Source organism: Acinetobacter sp. AM (genome assembly GCF_003105055.1).
GTDB lineage: Bacteria > Pseudomonadota > Gammaproteobacteria > Pseudomonadales > Moraxellaceae > Acinetobacter > Acinetobacter tibetensis.
This window is the reverse complement of the sequence record NZ_QETG01000035.1, coordinates 1-19,980: the sequence shown is the minus strand read 5'-3', so window position 1 is coordinate 19,980 and position 19,980 is coordinate 1. Positions and strand designations below refer to the sequence as shown.

19 protein-coding genes are annotated in these 19,980 nt (G+C 40.4%); 10 read left to right on the top strand and 9 right to left on the bottom strand.

The window, feature by feature from the left end:
- Nucleotides 1-39: 39 nt before the first annotated feature.
- The 4 genes from atpA (at nucleotide 40) to DCO44_RS15160 (ending at nucleotide 4,409) form a co-directional block, all read left to right on the top strand.
- Nucleotides 40-1,584, top strand: a complete 1,545-nt coding sequence (gene atpA, locus DCO44_RS15175) for a F0F1 ATP synthase subunit alpha (RefSeq protein ID WP_004684423.1) — start codon at nucleotides 40-42, stop codon at nucleotides 1,582-1,584.
- An 88-nt stretch (nucleotides 1,585-1,672) separates the two neighbouring features.
- Nucleotides 1,673-2,542, top strand: a complete 870-nt coding sequence (gene atpG / locus DCO44_RS15170) for a F0F1 ATP synthase subunit gamma (RefSeq protein ID WP_004684424.1) — start codon at nucleotides 1,673-1,675, stop codon at nucleotides 2,540-2,542.
- 26 nt (nucleotides 2,543-2,568) lie between these two features.
- Nucleotides 2,569-3,963, top strand: coding sequence for a F0F1 ATP synthase subunit beta (atpD, locus tag DCO44_RS15165; protein ID WP_104221778.1), 1,395 nt, complete (start codon nucleotides 2,569-2,571; stop codon nucleotides 3,961-3,963).
- A gap of 26 nt (nucleotides 3,964-3,989) precedes the next feature.
- Nucleotides 3,990-4,409 (top strand): F0F1 ATP synthase subunit epsilon, encoded by a 420-nt coding sequence (locus tag DCO44_RS15160; RefSeq protein WP_016165598.1) that lies wholly within the window; start codon nucleotides 3,990-3,992, stop codon nucleotides 4,407-4,409.
- 42 nt (nucleotides 4,410-4,451) lie between these two features.
- On the opposite strand, the gene DCO44_RS15155 is transcribed toward DCO44_RS15160, so the two are convergent.
- Both DCO44_RS15155 and DCO44_RS15150 read right to left on the bottom strand, forming a co-directional pair.
- On the bottom strand, nucleotides 4,452-6,134 hold the full coding sequence (locus DCO44_RS15155; protein ID WP_116763350.1) for an ATP-binding protein: 1,683 nt from the start codon (nucleotides 6,132-6,134) through the stop codon (nucleotides 4,452-4,454).
- Entirely contained in the window at nucleotides 6,127-7,413 is a 1,287-nt protein-coding gene (locus DCO44_RS15150; RefSeq protein WP_116763348.1) for an SIR2 family protein, read from the bottom strand. Before DCO44_RS15150 ends, DCO44_RS15155 begins: the two co-directional genes overlap by 8 nt.
- A gap of 168 nt (nucleotides 7,414-7,581) precedes the next feature.
- Here DCO44_RS15150 and DCO44_RS15145 point away from each other — a divergent pair, with 168 nt between their 5' ends.
- Together DCO44_RS15145 and adhP are read left to right on the top strand one after the other, a co-directional pair.
- Nucleotides 7,582-7,875, top strand: coding sequence for a hypothetical protein (locus tag DCO44_RS15145; protein ID WP_116763346.1), 294 nt, complete (start codon nucleotides 7,582-7,584; stop codon nucleotides 7,873-7,875).
- Nucleotides 7,876-8,078: 203 nt separating this feature from the next.
- Nucleotides 8,079-9,110 (top strand): alcohol dehydrogenase AdhP, encoded by a 1,032-nt coding sequence (gene adhP / locus DCO44_RS15140; RefSeq protein ID WP_116763344.1) that lies wholly within the window; start codon nucleotides 8,079-8,081, stop codon nucleotides 9,108-9,110.
- Between the two features lie 54 nt (nucleotides 9,111-9,164).
- Here adhP and DCO44_RS15135 read toward each other — a convergent pair whose 3' ends face one another.
- The 4 genes from DCO44_RS15135 to DCO44_RS15120 form a co-directional block, all read right to left on the bottom strand.
- Nucleotides 9,165-9,737: a hypothetical protein gene (locus tag DCO44_RS15135; RefSeq protein WP_116763342.1), complete on the bottom strand. Its 573-nt coding sequence runs from the start codon at nucleotides 9,735-9,737 to the stop codon at nucleotides 9,165-9,167.
- Nucleotides 9,738-9,888: 151 nt separating this feature from the next.
- Nucleotides 9,889-10,305 (bottom strand): RcnB family protein, encoded by a 417-nt coding sequence (locus tag DCO44_RS15130; protein WP_116763340.1) that lies wholly within the window; start codon nucleotides 10,303-10,305, stop codon nucleotides 9,889-9,891.
- A 173-nt stretch (nucleotides 10,306-10,478) separates the two neighbouring features.
- Nucleotides 10,479-11,024 carry a glutathione peroxidase gene (locus tag DCO44_RS15125; protein ID WP_116763338.1) on the bottom strand — a complete coding sequence of 182 codons (546 nt, stop codon included), beginning with the start codon at nucleotides 11,022-11,024 and terminating at the stop codon, nucleotides 10,479-10,481.
- A gap of 106 nt (nucleotides 11,025-11,130) precedes the next feature.
- Nucleotides 11,131-11,889 (bottom strand): AraC family transcriptional regulator, encoded by a 759-nt coding sequence (locus DCO44_RS15120; protein WP_116763336.1) that lies wholly within the window; start codon nucleotides 11,887-11,889, stop codon nucleotides 11,131-11,133.
- A gap of 140 nt (nucleotides 11,890-12,029) precedes the next feature.
- Here DCO44_RS15120 and DCO44_RS15115 point away from each other — a divergent pair, with 140 nt between their 5' ends.
- Nucleotides 12,030-12,959 (top strand): DMT family transporter, encoded by a 930-nt coding sequence (locus DCO44_RS15115; protein WP_116763334.1) that lies wholly within the window; start codon nucleotides 12,030-12,032, stop codon nucleotides 12,957-12,959.
- A gap of 391 nt (nucleotides 12,960-13,350) precedes the next feature.
- On the opposite strand, the gene DCO44_RS15110 is transcribed toward DCO44_RS15115, so the two are convergent.
- The 3 genes from DCO44_RS15110 to DCO44_RS15100 are packed head-to-tail and all read right to left on the bottom strand — an operon-like array spanning nucleotide 13,351 to nucleotide 16,268.
- Nucleotides 13,351-13,920, bottom strand: coding sequence for a Sua5/YciO/YrdC/YwlC family protein (locus DCO44_RS15110; protein ID WP_116763332.1), 570 nt, complete (start codon nucleotides 13,918-13,920; stop codon nucleotides 13,351-13,353).
- A 38-nt stretch (nucleotides 13,921-13,958) separates the two neighbouring features.
- On the bottom strand, nucleotides 13,959-15,101 hold the full coding sequence (gene dprA, locus DCO44_RS15105) for a DNA-processing protein DprA (protein WP_116763330.1): 1,143 nt from the start codon (nucleotides 15,099-15,101) through the stop codon (nucleotides 13,959-13,961).
- A 12-nt stretch (nucleotides 15,102-15,113) separates the two neighbouring features.
- Nucleotides 15,114-16,268, bottom strand: a complete 1,155-nt coding sequence (locus tag DCO44_RS15100) for a LysM peptidoglycan-binding domain-containing protein (protein ID WP_116763328.1) — start codon at nucleotides 16,266-16,268, stop codon at nucleotides 15,114-15,116.
- 119 nt (nucleotides 16,269-16,387) lie between these two features.
- Here DCO44_RS15100 and def point away from each other — a divergent pair, with 119 nt between their 5' ends.
- The 3 genes from def to DCO44_RS15085 all read left to right on the top strand — a co-directional run bounded on the left by def (nucleotide 16,388) and on the right by DCO44_RS15085 (nucleotide 19,528).
- The gene (def, locus tag DCO44_RS15095; protein WP_116763326.1) at nucleotides 16,388-16,921 is read left to right on the top strand and encodes a peptide deformylase; all 534 of its coding nucleotides are present in this window, start codon (nucleotides 16,388-16,390) and stop codon (nucleotides 16,919-16,921) included.
- A gap of 89 nt (nucleotides 16,922-17,010) precedes the next feature.
- Nucleotides 17,011-17,442, top strand: a complete 432-nt coding sequence (locus DCO44_RS15090) for a DUF2946 family protein (protein WP_116763324.1) — start codon at nucleotides 17,011-17,013, stop codon at nucleotides 17,440-17,442.
- A gap of 67 nt (nucleotides 17,443-17,509) precedes the next feature.
- Nucleotides 17,510-19,528, top strand: a complete 2,019-nt coding sequence (locus tag DCO44_RS15085) for a TonB-dependent copper receptor (protein WP_116763322.1) — start codon at nucleotides 17,510-17,512, stop codon at nucleotides 19,526-19,528.
- Nucleotides 19,529-19,980: the final 452 nt, after the last annotated feature.

Sequence of the window (19,980 nt, the reverse complement as noted above, 5' to 3'; positions counted from 1 at the left end):
TTAGAAGACTGAACTTAATAAAGATTGAGGTATAGCGCAATGCAACAACTGAATCCATCCGAGATCAGTGCGCTCATTAAACAGCGTATCGGCGATCTGGACACCAGCGCGACCGCTAAAAACGAAGGAACCATTGTTATGGTTTCCGACGGTATTGTGCGTATTCACGGCCTTGCTGATGCAATGTACGGTGAAATGATCGAATTCGACGGCGGCTTATACGGTATGGCACTGAACCTAGAACAGGATTCAGTGGGCGTCGTTGTTTTAGGTAACTACTTAAGCCTTCAAGAAGGTCAAAAAGCACGTTGCACAGGTCGTGTATTAGAAGTTCCGGTTGGTCCAGAACTTTTAGGCCGTGTCGTAGATGCTTTGGGTAACCCAATTGATGGTAAAGGCCCTATTGATGCAAAATTAACTGATGCTGTTGAAAAAGTAGCACCAGGCGTAATTTGGCGTCAATCAGTGGATCAACCTGTACAAACTGGTTATAAGTCAGTAGATACAATGATCCCTGTAGGCCGTGGTCAGCGTGAGTTGATCATTGGTGACCGTCAAACTGGTAAAACAGCAATGGCGATCGATGCGATCATCGCTCAGAAAAACTCTGGCATTAAATGTGTATACGTAGCGATTGGTCAAAAACAATCGACTATTGCTAACGTTGTGCGCAAGCTAGAAGAAACTGGCGCTATGGCGTATACCACTGTTGTAGCAGCAGCTGCAGCCGATCCAGCAGCAATGTTGTACTTGGCTCCATACTCTGGCTGTACAATGGGTGAATACTTCCGTGACCGCGGTGAAGATGCACTGATCATTTATGATGATTTGTCTAAGCAAGCTGTTGCTTACCGTCAAATTTCATTATTGTTACGTCGTCCACCAGGTCGTGAAGCGTATCCAGGTGACGTATTCTATCTTCACTCTCGTCTTCTTGAGCGTGCTTCGCGCGTTTCTGCTGACTATGTTGAGAAATTCACGAATGGTGAAGTTAAAGGCCAAACAGGTTCATTAACTGCATTGCCAATCATTGAAACTCAAGCGGGTGACGTATCTGCATTCGTACCAACGAACGTAATTTCGATCACTGACGGTCAGATCTTCCTTGAAACATCATTATTCAACGCAGGTATTCGTCCTGCTGTGAACGCGGGTATCTCTGTATCTCGTGTTGGTGGTTCAGCGCAGACTAAGATCATCAAAAAATTGTCTGGTGGTATCCGTACTGCTTTGGCGCAATACCGTGAATTGGCAGCGTTTGCTCAGTTCGCTTCTGACCTTGATGAAGCAACTCGTAAGCAACTTGAACATGGTCAACGTGTAACTGAATTAATGAAGCAAAAACAATATGCTCCATATTCAATTGCTGACCAAGCTGTTTCAATTTATGCATCTAACGAAGGCTACATGGCTGACGTTGAAGTGAAGAAAATCGTAGACTTTGATGCTGCGTTAATCTCTTACTTCCGTTCAGAAAATGCTGCGTTAATGCAAAACATCGATGAAACTGGTGATTACAACAAAGACATCGAAGCTGCAATCAAAGCAGGTATTGAAAGCTTTAAAGCGACTCAAACTTACTAATTTCAACTTCAGTTGGATTTAGTTTTGGTTTGGTTCACGGATCAACCTTCGAGGGCTCGAAAGGGCCTTCGAATACTAGGTTAAGCGTATGGCAAATTTAAAAGAAATTCGCGCCAAAGTAGCTAGTATCAAAAGCACGCAGAAAATTACTCGCGCGATGCAGATGGTAGCAGCTTCTAAGATGCGTCGTGCGCAAGAGCGCATGGCTCAAGGCCGTCCGTATGCCGAAAATATGCACCGTGTAATTGCTCACTTGGTTCAAGCGAATCCTGAATACAAACACCGTTATATGGTTGAACGCCCTGTAAAGCGCGTTGGCTATATCATTGTGTCTTCAGATCGTGGCCTTGCTGGTGGTTTGAACATTAACTTGTTCAAAAAAGTGGTTAAACACGTACAACAGCAACAAGAGCAGTCAATTGAAGTTCAATTTGCTTTAATTGGTCAAAAAGCGGTTTCGTTTTTTAAAAACTACGGCGGTAAAGTGCTGGGTGCTACGACAAATGTCGGCGATACACCAAGCCTTGAACAGTTATCTGGTTCTGTACAGGTGATGTTAGACGCGTTTGATAAAGGCGAGTTAGATCGTATTTATCTTGTGTCAAACGGCTTTGTCAATGCCATGACTCAAAATCAAAAAATCGAACAACTTGTTCCTTTAGCAACTGCTGAAGAAAACAAGACCCTTAACCGTCAATACGGTTGGGATTATATCTATGAGCCTGAAGCTGAACAGCTTTTAAATGGCTTATTGGTTCGTTATATCGAGTCTGTGGTATATCAAGGCGTGATCGAAAACATCGCGTGTGAGCAGTCAGCTCGTATGGTTGCAATGAAAGCTGCAACGGACAACGCAGGTGATTTGATCAAGAGCCTACAACTTATTTATAACAAGCTGCGTCAAGCCGCGATTACTCAGGAAATTTCTGAGATCGTTGGTGGTGCCGCTGCCGTTTAACATTATTTTGAATTGAGGAGACAGCAATGAGTAGCGGTCGTATCATTCAGATCATCGGCGCGGTTATCGACGTCGAGTTTGAACGTAACAGCGTTCCTAAGATCTATGACGCTCTCCACGTTGATGGCACTGAAACTACATTAGAAGTTCAGCAACAACTTGGTGATGGCGTAGTTCGTACTATTGCAATGGGTTCTACTGAAGGCCTTAAGCGTGGTTTGAACGTAACGAATACTAACGCACCAATCTCTGTACCAGTGGGTACAGCGACTTTGGGTCGTATCATGGACGTTCTTGGTCGCCCAATCGACGAAGCTGGTCCAGTTGCGACTGAAGCGCGTTTGCCAATTCACCGTCAAGCACCTTCTTATGCTGAACAAGCAGCTTCTACTGACCTTTTAGAAACTGGTATTAAAGTCATCGACTTACTATGCCCGTTCGCGAAAGGTGGTAAAGTTGGTCTGTTCGGTGGTGCCGGTGTTGGTAAAACTGTAAACATGATGGAGTTGATCAACAACATCGCGAAAGCGCACTCAGGTTTATCTGTGTTTGCTGGTGTTGGTGAGCGTACTCGTGAAGGTAACGACTTCTATCACGAGATGAAAGACTCAAACGTTCTTGACAAAGTAGCAATGGTCTACGGTCAGATGAACGAGCCACCGGGTAACCGTTTACGCGTAGCGTTGACTGGTTTGACCATGGCTGAGTACTTCCGTGACGAGAAAGACGAAAACGGCAAAGGCCGTGACGTACTATTGTTCGTCGACAACATCTACCGTTATACACTAGCAGGTACTGAAGTATCAGCACTTCTAGGTCGTATGCCATCTGCAGTAGGTTACCAACCAACGCTTGCAGAAGAGATGGGTGTTCTTCAAGAACGTATTACATCGACTAAGTCTGGTTCGATTACGTCAATCCAAGCGGTATACGTACCTGCCGATGACTTAACAGATCCATCACCTGCGACTACGTTTGCTCACTTAGATGCAACTGTAGTATTGAGCCGTGACATCGCATCTTCTGGTATTTACCCAGCGATCGATCCACTTGACTCAACTTCACGTCAGTTAGATCCACTTGTAGTGGGTACTGAGCATTACGAGATTGCTCGTTCAGTTCAAAACGTTCTTCAACGTTATAAAGAATTGAAAGACATCATCGCGATTCTTGGTATGGACGAACTTGCAGAAGAAGATAAGTTGACTGTTTACCGTGCGCGTAAAATTCAACGTTTCTTCTCTCAACCGTTCCACGTAGCTGAAGTGTTTACTGGTGCTCCTGGTAAACTTGTACCGCTTAAAGAAACGATTCGTGGCTTTAAAGGTCTTTTAGCTGGTGAATACGATCACATTCCAGAACAAGCGTTCTACATGGTTGGTGGTATTGACGAAGTAATTGCTAAAGCTGAGAAACTTTAATTAGTTACCTAATTTAGGAGATTCTCATGGCGACTATGCAGTGTGATGTTGTAAGTGTTCAAGAGTCTTTGTACTCTGGCACTGTAACGATGCTAATTGCTAAAGGTGCTGGTGGTGAATTGGGTATTATGCCTGGTCACGCGCCACTAGTAACTTTACTTCAACCGGGTGCGATTCGCGTTCTGTTGGAAAACGGTACAGAAGAGTTAATCTATGTATCTGGTGGTGTTTTAGAAGTTCAACCGCATGTTGTTACGGTACTTGCAGATACTGCAGTCCGTGCAGAAAACTTAGATGAAGCTGCAATTTTAGAAGCGCGTAAACACGCTGAACAATTGCTTGCAAATCAAAAGAGCGACTTGGACTCGGCTGCTGCTTTGGCTGCTCTTGCAGAAACTGCTGCTCAGTTGGAAACCATCCGCAAAATCAAAAACCGCGCTCAATAAGAGACGGTTTGAGATTGAAAAAGCCACCGAAAGGTGGCTTTTTTATGCCCAATTTTCTTGGAAATTTGCACCTTCTGAATTGGGTTTAATTGTTGGTGTTTTAATATTAATAGTTAAGGGAATAGGGAAATCATTACCAATAATGACTGCTTCACCTGGTTGTAGGCTTGGAAGGAAGTCGGATGCAGCTTTATCAATTTCTCCACAGGCTCGTTCAACAATTTCGCGGTCTCGATCGTTAGTTAGCCTGTGAACGATTAATGTGCCAAGTTGGCTGAGAACACCTTCAGTGATATCACGTGGTCTTTGAGTTGCTAAACAAATATTTAATCCAAATTTACGACCTTCTTTTGCAATGAGTTCAAAGGCATCGAGTTTGGCTAAAGTATCTTCATTACCAATAGTTTTACCTATGAAGTTATGAGCTTCATCAAGAACAATAACAACAGGTTTATTTGAAAAAGCCCTATTTCTTGATTCATTTAATAAAGAACGTCCAATACAATTTGCAATAATTTCGCGTGCTTTATATTCAAAAGGGATTCCACTTAGATCAATGCGTAATAATTTATGATTTGGATCAATAGATGATGAGAATCCTTTGATCTTTTCTATTAGTGAAATGTTTTTAGGTGTTGGATGGAAAAGTGTATTAAAAGGAGGTGAATTAATAATAGTTGTAATTCGGCTAATTAATGAAAGACAATTAGCAAAAGAATTACCATCATGATTCCCCCATTTTGTAATATCTTTAATTGGTTTTTTATCAATCCAATTTGTTGCATCAGGGAAAACACATTCTTGTTCAATCTGCAAAGATAAATGGTTTAAATTGAAACTCAAAGTTGGATCATCAAGGTTAATGTTTTTATATAGATCATTAAAAGGACCTTTAGGTTGATCAGTTTTTAAAATGTATTCAAATTCATATAGATCACTTCTTATTCTTGCTAGTTTTAAACTTTTTAGAGCTTCTCGAAATTTTGGTCCTTGGACTTTTCCTGAAGGCTCAAATAATGCAAGAAAGTCAGTTTCTAAGAAACATTCTGGAGGTAGATAGCATTCTGTGGTCTTATTAGCAGGATTAATTGGGTTGCCAAGATGTAAGTGGAATACACCTCTTTGATTAAAATCTTTGTATTCGCCAGTTGCATCTAAGAGAATAATTCTTGGATGGTGTTTAAGACATTCTTCTAATATTTTAGCGGTTGTATAGCTTTTACCTCCACCAGTTGAACCTAATATTCCTAGATGACGACCAAAAAGTTTTTCAGGCGTAACTTTGATTGAGCAATCTTGATCAAGATCAATAGAACCTATTTCTAAAACAATCTTCGCTTCATCTTTTTGCATTTTTTCAGGGATTGAAGCAATAAACTCATGTGGTGCTGAATAAATTAAGTCATTGATACTTGGGTAGTAGTCTACTCCTGCCGATACTCTTAAAGTATCCATTTGAATAGTTCCTAAAAGCTGAATTTTTCCTACAATTTCTAAATTTGATTTAGCTAAATCATCTTTTTTTATTTCTACTATACGGCCTAATACTAAATTCACCTGACTTTCAATGATTATAAATTCACCAACTTCACCTTTTCCATAGCGGTTCCCTCTGAAATAAGTGGGTTCATGTTGATTATTTATATATTCAAAATGCACGCTATTTGCATTGATAGAATTTACTTTGCCAAATAAAAGTTCAGGGTTAATGGTGCTCTTAGTCATGAGTACCTCCAAATGCTGAACGTAAGCTTTCATACAGGTTTTCTGCTGGTGATAAGGCAGTTAGGTCTGGAATTAACTCTGATAATTTTCCAAAGTCACAATTTATAAATATTATTTCGTCATTTTTTCTGGTGTCTGTTACATGTTTAAACTTATCCCAATAAGGGGATGGATTTGATGAAGTTTTTTCAAAATCAGCTTTCAGACTTGGGGTGGAAATAATTACTTTTAAATGTGGATTCGAATAAATTGCAGACAAAATTGGTTCTGATAGATGATCATCATTAAAACCAAATCCAGCGATAAGAAGACATGTATTTGGTTCCCGTAAACCTTGTGTAAATCTAGAAATGAGTTCTAAGTGCGGTTGGACATAAGATTGTTGATATTTACCTTTTGCAGGAAAAATCATGCAACTATTTTGAGCAGTCACATCATTTCCTTGTTGAATAGAAAATATGTTTTCTCTTTTCCAATTTACAGAGCCATGCAATTTATAAAGCTGAAATACACCCTCAAGATAGTGGATATTATTAGAGTTTATATTTTGACTGCGTTTAACGATATCTAAGTCAAAAAACTTAGGATCATAAATTCTTGGAAATGAAAAAGAAAAGCCATCAATAACAGTAATACCTAATTTGCTAGCAGCATCTTCAAAACAGGTATCATAGTTTGTAGTGAATAGTTTGATGCGTGGATCTTTAGATTTTCTTTTGGATAGTTTTCTAATAAATTCCTTATGGTTAACCAATTGTACTTGATCATCTTTTATAAAATTACAGGCATTTAAGATAATGTCTTTACACTTAAGTACGAAATCTTTTGTTTTAATACTCTTATGCTCAGGGGAAATTTGAAGATGGGCTTCACAATGAGAAAGGCATAATTCTATATTTTTATATTCTTCGACAGATAGGCGTAGGTCGTATCCATTTTCTACAAAAGTATCGTTAGACAGTGCTTCCATTTCATTAGTAGTACATAGTTCCCATAAATTCCACATTGAAGGGCCTCCGACTATGGGGCCTAAGGAAGTACCACTACCAGCTAATACCATAATATTAGGCATTTGAATCGCTGCTTTAAGTTTTTGAGAAATATTTTCTAAATTTTGTTTTTGAAGTTGAATTTTCTTTTTTTCAGCTTCTATCTCATCAATTGAAGTGGGGGCAGGTGGTGGTGGAGGCTCATCTTTTTCTAGAATAATTTTATCATCAGAAAATTTGTTCCAAACCTGAGTTGCAGAGTCATAAAACTCAAAAATATTTGTTTTCATGTGGTTAAGTGATTTAATCGTAATTAAATCACATAGTATGTAGTTAAAAATTAATCTACAAGTTATACACCAAAATTTTATTAACTATGTAATGGTATACCTAAAGTTATATATATTTTGTGCAATAGTGGTTGTATGTTGATGTAGTATTTTTTAGTGAATAAGAGCATGCAACTGATAGAACAAGAACCACATTTTTGGGAACTTTATCAAGATGATCATCAATACTATTTGGGAATCGCGGTGGACATGAGTTCGGTGGTCTCTTGTTGGGACATCTTTCTCACTGCTGAACAGATTGATGTTTATCAGCAGCAAGGCAGAGAGAGCATTGCGGTTTTAGCCAAGACGATTGTGGATGCAGTATATCGTGGCGACTTTAGCTATTTACATCAACATCAGGTTTCATCCGAGCAAACACAGGCGATGCAAACCGCCTTTCAAAAATGGCGAACAGGCTAAACATCCTTTGAATAAAAATAGAAAATTGGCTACTTAGTGGCCTTTTTTATTACCATACACATTTTGTGTTGCTTAGATGAATATTTGAAATATTGTTCAAAAAAACAACAAAAGGCCTATCCTTAATCTCCTATGTTTATGTTATTGGTTGAGCACAGTTCTTAATAAAAGTCTGACTCACTTTGGGTTATGGAGCGTAAAAGATGGCAACAACAATGAAAGCCGCAGTCGTCACTGCATTCAATCAACCTTTACAAATTCAAGACGTTGAAATTCCAAAAATTAGTGATGGTAAAGTTTTGGTCAAAATGATTGCGACGGGTGTTTGTCATACCGATTTACATGCGATGCATGGGGACTGGCCTATTCAACCACACTTGCCCTTCATTCCTGGTCATGAAGGGGTGGGTAAAGTCATTGAGATAGGCGCAGGTATTAGTCATCTGAAAGTAGGTGATGTGGTGGGTATTCCTTGGCTATATTCGGCGTGTGGGCATTGTGATCATTGTTATGCCGGTTGGGAAACCTTATGTAAACAACAACAAAATTCAGGTTATTCGGTCAATGGCAGTTTTGCAGAATACTGTTTGGCTGATGGTAACTATGTTGGCGTGATCCCAGACGGCGTTGATTTGTTCGCAATTGCACCGATTTTATGTGCGGGGGTAACCGTCTATAAAGGGCTTAAAATGACGGAAGCCAAAACAGGGGATTGGGTGGCAATATCAGGTATTGGTGGCTTAGGGCATGTCGCGGTGCAGTATGCCAAAATTATGGGCTTTAATGTAGTTGCGATTGATGTCGATGATACTAAGCTAGAGTTGGCAAAACAGCTAGGTGCAGATGTTGGCGTGAATGCGCTGAAAGTTAATGTTAAAGATGCAGTGTTGGAGGCGACGGGTGAGGGCTGTCATGGGGTACTGGTGACTGCGGTATCACCCAAAGCATTTGAACAGGCCGTTTCAATTGTGCGTCGCGGTGGAACAATGGTGCTGAATGGCTTGCCACCTGGGAAGTTCGATCTCTCTATTTTTGACATGGTTTTGGATGGCATTACTGTTCGGGGCTCGATTGTCGGGACACGTTTAGACCTGAAAGAAGCCTTAGATATTGCAGCACGTGGCAAAGTAAAAGCCCATATTCACGTAGAGCCTTTAGAAAATATCAATGATATTTTTGAGCGGATGGAGCAGGGCAAAATTGATGGGCGAATCGTGATTGATTTTAATCTTTAAATGGATATAGGGGATTCATCGCATTGAAAATATCCGATGAATCCTCTAATGCTTTTATGATGCTTTTTCACTTGATGCGGGCTGTAACAGTAACATCTTGGCCAATTTGAGCATTTCTGTTTGCACCGAAGTCATTTGTTGTTCAATTTTGTGTAAATCGACTGATTGAAGGTCAACTTTGCCATTTAAATAAGGTAAATCGAGGACTTGTTGGTTGGTAGACATGATGTTTTGTCGAATAGAGTCAACTTCCTGACTTTTTAAATCTAAGCTATTTAACGCACGGTTGAAGTCTGTGAGTTGCTGATGCAGAGCATTGACTGATGTTTGTAGTGCTTGCTGGTCTTTATCTGTTAAAGCTTGCTCTACGTCAGTTTGAGTTTGTTTCAGTTGTTGGACGTAGTCACCTGCTTTTAATTGCATGTCGGCAACATCACGGACCACATAAATCATGTTGCCATTTTTTAATTCGGTCTCAGGATTATTATGAGAAGGACTGTGTTCTTCTACGTCAGTGGAATTTGCTGTTTGAGTATCCTGTTCTGTCGCCTGATTACAACCGAATAAGCTGATTGCAGCAACAAAAATACCAAAAGGTAGTAAGGCACCTTGCAGAAGTTTTTTCATAATCTTGACTGGTCTCAATTTAACATTGTATCGCTTTAAAGAAATTATAAAACGACTACTTCACTTTCCAAAGTCAGGCTGCAAAGCAACAACAAAAAGGGGGAGCTATAAAAAAGAGTGCTGGTCGCACTCTTTTGATCTTTGGGAAATCTTACATTCCTGGTACGATTTTAATAATGTTGTGATTTAACACATTGGTTAAAACATAATCGCCATTCACTTTGATCCACTGTTCATTTTTGCCTGGCTTATTTAATTTTTTGTATTTACTGTGGTCAACTTTGTAACTCTGACCACGGTATTGCGTTGGAACGGGATTACCTGGTTTCCATGTCGCCGATGGGCGAGTCATTTGCTTATTCCCAGCTTTATTATTGCTTGCGGGTTTATGTTGATTTTGTGCATGGTGACTTGAAGCGTCGTTATGCATGCTTTGATGATTTGCATTATTGTGATTCTGAGTTGCGTGTTGTTTGTGATCTTGCGAATTTTGTGGAGCAGCAAAAGCGGGAGCTGCCACTAACGCAGTGGATAAAGAGAAAACAACAGCTTGTACTAAACGATTCATGATCTACCAACCTTAAACTTTCTATCTTGTTCTGATCGGTCTATTAAAGCAGTAAGTGATTGAGTTAATTTGAATTTAATGTTGTATAAATATTAAAATAATGAAGAAATTAAGAAGAGGTTTTTAAAACATCAGCAGCCAATGAATGACTGCTTGATGTTCAGAATAGTCTATTATTTTTGCAGCTCAGTTTGAATGGCATCCACAATACGCGGATCGTCTGCGGTAATGTCAGGTGCAAAACGTGCCACCACTTGTCCTTGTTTATTCACGAGGAACTTTTCAAAATTCCAGAGTACTTCTGGTGGTTCATTTGGGGTAAGACCATAATCGACTAAATCTTTCCACCAAGGTCCTTCACCAATGCGTTCAGGAATGGCATTGATTAAGGTTTCATAGAGTGGATGTTTATCTTCGCCTGCGACAGAAATTTTTGAAAATAAAGGGAAATCAATTTGGTAGTTGACTGAGCAAAATTCTTGAATTTCGCTATCACTACCTGGCTCTTGCGCCAAGAAGTTGTTGGCAGGGAAGCCTAAAATTTCTAAACCTTGATCTTTTTGTTGCTGATAGAGTTTTTCTAAACCTTCATATTGTGGGGTTAAACCACATTTTGATGCCACATTGACAATCAAAAGGACTTTGCCTTGATATTGGTTCAAGGTGATGTTCTCTCCCTGAATGGTTTTTACAGGAATGTCATATACAGACTGGTTCATACACAGATCCATTGATTTTTATCGGGTGTTGATGTTGTAACGAGAATTCACGTCAACTTCAAGTTGAATCCTGCAAGTGAAGTAAAAAGAGGCTGAAGCTGCTGGTTTATTCGCGTAATTGCGCAGGCGTTTGTCCTGTATAGCGCTTAAAGAATTCAATAAAACTGGAACTATGTTGATAACCCAAATCATAAGCCAGTTTTTTAACTGTTGATCCTGCATGCAGTTGATCAATCGCATACAGAATTTTTGCTCGATTGCGCCATTCTGCGAGACTGAGTTGCAATTCTTGTTGGCTTAAGCGGAGTAAATGCCTTTCGGTAAACTGAAATTCATGGAGGATTTGTTGCAAACTTTTGGCAAAGCATTGCGGATTGGCCAGTTGTTGTAAAATTGGCTTTAAAACACGGTGTTGTGTTTGAGGTAGGTAGTGTTCATAAGCAGGTGCGGTACGCAGTTGATCGAGTAGTACATGAAGTAAATGTTCGTATTCCGCAGAGGTTGTTACAGGCTTTTGACGTAAAACCTCTTTAATTAAATGGCGGAGAAAAGGACTGATTTCGACGGCTTTTGTCTTTGTGGGAAAGTATTTGCAAAGCTCAGGATGGAGATGAATACAAATATAATGGGTCGGCTGAATTTCACGTGCAATGCAGGCATGTGCAGTATGGGCGGGAATCCAAAGTCCGTAATTGGGAGGAGATAAATGGTGTATTCCTTCAATTTCATAATCCAAAATACCATTTAAACTGAAATTAAAATCACCCCAGATGCAAGAATGTGCTGCAATTTCGTCATTTCTTGCATAAAAATATTCATGTACTTCAATCAATTGAGATAAACCAGTGGATGCATAGCTGTTCATGAAAGATGCCCATATTGATACGAAGTGGGGGTGGATGCCAGACGGATGAATTTGCCATATCAATGTCTGAAAAAACGTATGTTTATTATTTCAGACTTTTAGCACAATAGTCATTTAAGACCTTGTAACTGAGTGGGCAAATGCAGCAAAAAAAATGGGCAAAATTGGCGGTCATGCTACCCTTGATTGCAGTTTTTATCTGGTCACTGAATATTGCAGTGACGCGTTATGTCGCGGATTATATTTCACCTGTGAGCATTAGTTTTTATCGTTGGCTGGTGGCTTTTATTGTGCTGACACCAGTGATGCTACCCAAAGTGTGGCAGCAGCGTCAGTTAGTTGCGTTGCATTGGAAGCAATTTGCAATACTCAGTGCCTTTGGTATGTTGCTCTATCAAGGTCTGGCATATAGCGCTGCGCATTATACCACTGCGACTAATATGGGGATTATTAATGCCTTTATTCCAATTTTTACTATTTTTGTTTCCATCATTATTCTAAAAGAAGTACCTAATCGTTTTGCTGTCATGGGAAGTTTGGTGTCATTTCTAGGTTTACTTTATGTGATTGCACAAGGGCAGTTACAGACCCTACTCCATTTAGGCGGGCATTGGGGTGATCTGCTGATGGTGATTGCAGTGTTCTTCTATGCTTTTTACGGGGTATTTTTAAAGAAATGGCAACTGAAAGTGCCACTCATGATCAGTTTGTACGTACAAATAGGATTTTCTCTGATTTATCATTTGCCCTTTGTACTATGGTTGGGCATCGATCGTTTAGATATGCAGAATACGGCGAGTGTTTTATATGCAGGCTTATTTGCATCCCTGATTGCACCTTGGGTGTGGATGCTTGCTGTACAGCGTTTGGGGCCCAATCAAACCAGTATTTTTATGAATCTGATGCCCATTTTTACAGCAGTATTGGCTTATTTTTGGTTGCATGAAGCGTGGACGATACATCACACCATTGGTGGGATCATTATTATTACGGGGATTACTATGGCACAAATAAAATCACGGCAGGCGCAATCTGAAGCAGCAGAGTCAATCAATATGATGAATAAATAACCAAACAGTAAATTTTATTGATTTATTTTTCTTGGACTAAACTACCAGTTATAAGTGCAAATTTGTATGCTGTCAAATGATTATTTATTTAAAAATATTTTAAAAATAGAAGGATAGTTTGACTTTTTGAGAAAATTTCACATTTTAATCATGCATTTAATCAAAAGTTAAGCTGGGATAATGGATTTGTATTTTGATTTGAAATGTTAGATAATATTCACATCAAGAATGATTGGTTAAGTATTTCTTAATAATACTTTAAATCTAACATTCAGCAAGATTTTCGAACCCTCTGGATGTGATTAACACACATCCTTTTTATGCTCAATCAACCTATTTGATTGAGCTTTTTTTTGTCCAAATTTTCTATAAAATTCATTATTCTATTCGCTTATGCACGAATAATTTGACCTGTTTCAGCATCTAAAATACGACTCGGTTCCTGACTTAAACCTAAATCACCGTTTAGATAGGTTAAATGATGGTTAAAGTATTTATTGGCTTCTTGCAGCGAACGTGCAGGTTCAAGTCCCGCAGGGTTAGCACTGGTTGATACGATAAAACCATGAAATGCATTGCAAAGTGCTACACATAAAGGGTGAGTGGTCACGCGAATGGCGACTTTGGGATGATTGCCTTTGATCCAAATTGGAATGTCCTCACTCGCAGGTAGTAACCAAGTGGTTGCACGTTCAGTTGGGTTGCAGTGGCTCCAAGAGGCGATAACTGTGTCACGCATTTCTGGGGTGAGTCCTACCAGTAAGTGTTCGACTTGGGAAATATGCCCAGCCAATAAGATGACACCTTTTTCAATTGGACGCTGTTTTAATTTTAAAATCTCATTAAATGCAGCTTCGTTATAGGGATCACAGCCTAATCCCCACACTGCCTCTGTTGGGTATGCCAAGACCTGTCCGCGTTTTAAACTATCGGCAGCTTCAGCAACAGAGGTGGTAATCATTTTCGTGTCCTAATTTAAGCAAAGGCTTATTCTGAACCTTATTGGCTGGGACGACAACGCAAATAAACCCCAGATTGTTGCATACATAAGCCTAAAAGCTCCAGTTCCATCAACTGGGCAGTCAGTGAGGCGGTATCTTGCTTCAGATGGATGGCCAAATGATCCAAAGGATAGCCCGTCCAGTTCAGTTGATTGTAAAGCGACATTAAATGCTCAGGAATCTCGGGCTTTGCGAGTGGTTGTGTGGTTGAGTCACCCTGAGATTGCTGCTGCGCTTGCCATTGAGTCGGTAAAGCGAGGTCTTCTAAGACTTGTTCAGGATGATCCACCAGAATTGCGCCTTCACGAATCAGTTGATGGCAACCTTGATGGAATTCACTATAAATATGTCCAGGAATCGCAAACACCAATTTGCCTTGTTCTGCTGCAAGTTTAGCGGTAATGATCGAACCACTTTTTAAACTGGCTTCAGCAACAATCACGCCTAAAGAGAGTGCACTGACAATTCGATTGCGGCGCGGGAAATGATGTTGCAGGGGTGGAGTATGGGGTAAAAACTCACTGATGATAGCACCCGACTGCTGCAAAATTTGCTGGCGAAGTTGCTGATGCTGTGAAGGATAAGTTTGATCAAGTCCTGTGCCCATCACTGCCAGTGTACGTTGATGGGATAAAGCGCCCTGATGTGCAGCCTCATCAATGCCTTGTGCTAAGCCGCTGCTAATGACAAAACCTTTTTCACTAAGATAGTACGAAAAATCATAGGCGATTTGTCGACCATGCGGACTTGGTTTACGACTGCCAACAATGGCAATTTGTGGCTGCATCAAGAGCGAAAGTTGCCCTTGTCCAAACAGAATCGGGGGTTTATCACTATAAGGCAGCAGTTGTTGTGGGTATTCAGGATCGTGATAACTTAGTACAAAATCACTATGTTGCTGAATTTCCTGAATGACGTGCTGAAACTTATTTTGTTCAGGCGCTGTGTAAAACTGTTGCGCGCGTTGAATATGATTTTTATGTAAACCTAATTTGGACCAACCCTGCAAATTGTGAGGCTGTACTGCATTGTGGGCTGTACCAAAGTGTTGTTCTAGTTTGTAAAAACTGCTGAGCGAGTGCTGAACCAAATACCACAAGGTAATGATGTCCATTTGCACTTGTGATAATGGTTTCAGCATAGGAACTCCGAATTAATCGTCCATTAACGGTGGTTGAATGTAAGCACCGATTTTGATTGGTAAGGAACTGTCGAGCACATAACCATAGCTAAAGTGATCAAAAGTTTTAAATACCATTAAGTTACCAATTTTCTGTCCAGGCAATTGCACCATTTCTTTGGTTTTCGGGTCTCGAACCTGTTCACCTTTTTGGTTGATGCTAAATACATGGCCCACTTGTACGCCTTCAAAACTACCGCGGTCTATCGTCACGACGCTGTGTTGGGCAGCAGTGCCAATAGAGCCCATCACCCGAACAATTTGCCCCCCAGCCGTTACATCTTCCGCCATGGTTGGATAGAACAGGGTAGGCAACATTGGGTCATAAACAGGCAGTACACGGTCACCACGACGTACTTCTGCATTAAAGCTATCTGTTAATTCCAGTGTTGTGATGTCATTTTCACTTGCAACAGCTATGCCCGTCGCCACCTGATTCAACTCAAGCCCAGCATTGTACTTTTTGCCTTTTTCATTGTTGAGGGTGTACGGGTCGCCTTCGCGATAAACCGCATATTGCTGCCCCACTTCTAAGCCATTGCCACGGGCATAGATGGTTTGACCTTTGGCTGCCAATACGCGTTGATCGGCGGTACCCAGTACATAAGGTGTATTGTCCACTGACTCAGGAGCAACAATGGTTGAATGTTCTAACCATTGCTTAATATTGTCTAATGGAATCACAGGAATAGCATCATTTAACGATTCAATTCGCACTTGGGGTTGTAACTTGGTTCCCCCTGCATAACGACGAATAATACCATCACAGCCATCACCTTCATCTTTGCCAATCAGGGGCTTACCTTGATAGCTACACAGTAAAAGTTTATCGCCAGGGAAAATCCAGTGTGGATTTTTCACGTGACGGTTACTTGCCCAAATTTCAGGCCAGCGCCAAGGCTTATCTAAAAATTTCCCCGAAATATCCCAGAGGGTGTCACCCTTTTTCACCACATAAACTTGTGGTGCACCCGCTTTTAATGAAGGTGGATTAACATTACGAGCTGGTGCAGCTTCAACCACTGCGATAGAACCAACACTGATCGCCAAACCGACGGTCAGTGCCAACAATTGCTGTTTAAACCCCAAGGCACTAAAAGATGGCATGCCCTTCAAAACCTTTTTCATTATCATAATTCCTAAAATTATGTACGTAATTTACGTTATAATAGCGATATTACACACATTTTTTTGATGAAGCATTCCTTCATTTGGTTTTTTGATCAATGGCATAAGTGAGGACGTTTATGGCCTTATTACCTATTTTAAGTTTCCCCGATCCCCGTCTTCGTACCATTGCACAACCCGTCGAAGAAGTTACTGATGAAATTCGTCAGTTAGCTGCAGATATGTTTGAAACCATGTATGAAGCGCCAGGCATTGGTTTAGCCGCTACCCAAGTCGACCGCCATATTCAGTTGATTGTTATGGATCTATCTGAACATAAAGATCAGCCTATGGTGTTCATTAACCCCAAAATTACCCCATTGACTGAAGAAACCCAGCCTTATGAAGAAGGCTGTTTATCAGTGCCTCAAATATACGACAAAGTTGAGCGTGCGTCACGTGTAAAAATAGAGGCAATTAACCTTGAAGGTCAATCCTTTACAATAGAAGCAGACGAACTTCTCGCTGTTTGTATTCAGCATGAAATGGATCACTTAAACGGCAAATTATTTGTCGATTATTTATCACCACTCAAGCGTCAGCGTGCGCGTGAAAAAGTGGAAAAATTGACGCGTCAGCGCCAAAAAGAGAAAGTTGCAGTCAAGCGCGGATAATTTCTCACCCAAAATCATCTTTAAGTATGAACCCAATTCCGATTGGGTTTTGTTATACTGATGCCGCACTAATTGCAGGATGATTATTTTTGCTTTTCCGTGGTGGTTTGCTGCTGGCATGTGTCGCAGTTTTTTTACAGATTGCTGTTTTCTTACAGCCTTTGCTGCCGAAGCAATATCAAGTTGCTCCGGTCTGTGAAACCATTACGCGTGCACTTTTACTCCCTTCTCAAACTGTAAACGCCGTGCAGACTGCTGCTATGCAGCATACGCAACATTTACATCATCAAGTAGAACAAAAACAGCAGCATATTCATGATCACCATGATGCAAGTCATCAATGCCAATACTGTACCGTATATGGCAATTTAGTCTTGCCGCCTGAACTTGACATAAAGCCAATACTTGATCGTATTCAAGTTCGTTTAATCGCTTTTCAAAAAGCCTTTGCGCATGTTTGGTTTGTTCTACAGCAACTATTTCTTATCCCACAAGGACGGGCACCGCCACTCTGGGCATAAATCCGCTTTATTTCGCTTGGGTCTTATGACTTAGGCACAGTGTTATTTATGTTTTAGAGAGATTGATATGGCTCAGCCTAAATTCTTGTTACAGCCTTTATCGGCTGCGATTTGTGTCGCGTGTTATTCGGTTACTGCTTATAGTGCAGAAGTACAACCTCCTCAAATTTTGACTCCTATTGTCGTGACCGCCCAGCAAGGTAATGATGCGAATGGCTTAATTGTACATGCGGATCCGAAACAACCGACACAACCAATTCCTGCAGTAGATGGTGCTGCTTATTTGCAAAGCATTGTCGGTTTTAACCAAATCAAAAATGGCGGCGCGAATGGCGATGTCACTTTCCGCGGTATGTTTGGCTCACGTATTAAAATATTAACCGATGGTACGGAAAATTTAGGTGCATGCCCAAGCCGTATGGATAATCCTGCTTCTTATGTTTCTCCTGAAAGCTACGATAAAATCACAGTCGTAAAAGGACCACAAACTGTTCAGTATGCGCATACTGGTTCTGCTGCGACCGTTATATTTGAGCGTGAACCTGAACAGCTCACTTCCGAGAAGCCATATCGTGGTCAAGCCAGTGTTATGGTGGGTTCTTATGGACGTTTGGATCACAATATTGAAGCTGCGGTAGGGGATGAAAGCAAATATGTACGTTTAAATGCCAATCGTTCAGTTGCAGACAGTTATCAAGATGGAGCTGGCAATACAGTGCCTTCGGACTGGGAAAAATGGAATGCTGATCTGGCATTCGGTTGGACACCAAATGAAGATACATGGGTGGAACTAAAAGGCGGCAAAAGCGACGGTGAAGCAGTCTATGCTGGACGCAGTATGGATGGTTCGAAATTTGCCCGTGAAAGTCTGGGGCTGCATATTGAAAAGAAAAATCTGGGTGAAGTGATTAAAAAAATCGAAGCGCAAGTGGACTATAGTTATAACGATCATGTCATGGATAATTTTAGTCTGCGTGAGTTTACTCCTGCAGGAGGAATGTCTATGCCAATGGCTTCTAATGTTGCGCGTCGCACAATAAATTCACGTGTTGCAATGACAACAGACTGGGATCGAATCAGTTTAGTTTCTGGACTGGATGTTCAAAATAATAAACATAGTGCACGTAAAGGGATGATGAATACCTATAAGGATAAGCCTAGAGTGACTGATATGGATTTTCAATCCTATGGGGCTTTCGGTGAATTGAGCTATACATTCAATGATCAGCATAAACTGGTGACAGGTGCACGCGTCGATCAAGCGAAGATCGATAACTTAGCCACCGATACAGAGCGCAAAGAAACCTTGCCAAGTGGCTTTATTCGAATTGAAAGTGAACTTGCAGAGCATGTTAAAACTTACGCAGGTTTGGGTTATGTAGAACGTGTACCTGATTATTGGGAATTGTTTAGTACCAAATACCATCAAAGTACAGGTACGACCTTTGCCGATTTAGAGAATGAAAAAACCGCACAGTTTGATGCAGGCTATCAATATGAACAGGGTGCATTTAAATCATGGGCTTCAGTTTATGCAGGTTTGATTCAAGACTATATATTAGTGGCATATACACCGACAGGTTCAATGGGGCGATTGGAAGCCAAAAGCAGAAATGTCGATGCAACCATTGCAGGTGCTGAGGCAGGTGTGGCTTACCAGTTGACAGATCACATTCAAGCGGACATCAGTGCCATGTATGCATGGGGTGAAAATACAACGGATCACACCGCTTTACCGCAAATTGCACCATTAGAAGGACGTTTTAACCTACGCTATGTACAAGATAAATATAATCTCGGTTTACTGTGGCGTGTCGTTGCAGCACAAGATCGCACCAGTTCCCGTGAAGGCAATATCATTGGATATGATGTCGCGGATAGTAAAGGTTTTGGCACATTGTCTTTAAATGGCACCTATAACTTGCAAAAGGGGATCGATCTTTCTGTGGGGATTGATAATGTCTTTGATAAGAACTATGCGGAACATTTAAATAAATTGGGGAGTTCAGGCTTTGGTTATGCTGCAACAGAACAATTCAACAATATAGGACGTAACTACTGGGCACGCATCAGTATGAAGTTCTAGAGATCATCTTAGATATGACACAGCCATTCTTGTAAAAGGGTGGCTTTTTTTTGTTTTGGTATCAGACAAAGACGAAAAATGAGGCGTAAATTTGAATAGTGATCACATAAACAGCATAAGTTGATGGAATAAAAGTCAAATTGAACAAAATAAAGCCTAATAATAAAGGTGGTTTATTAATATTTTTGTTAAAAACAATGGCTTAAATTTAAATGTATGGCAATGATTGGAAATAATTAAAAAAATTCAAAATTAATTAATATTAAAAAACAACAGCTTGTAAATTTTATGGTTTGAAAAATAAACATCAGTCAAATTATTTATAAAAACATGCTTGCAACGTATGTGAAATGCTGTAGAATGCACATCCATCGGCGGTGATGTTGATTAAAACTTGTTGAGAAACAAGGATTTAGCCCAAGGGGTAGAATCTGAAAGTCTTGAATGAGTTT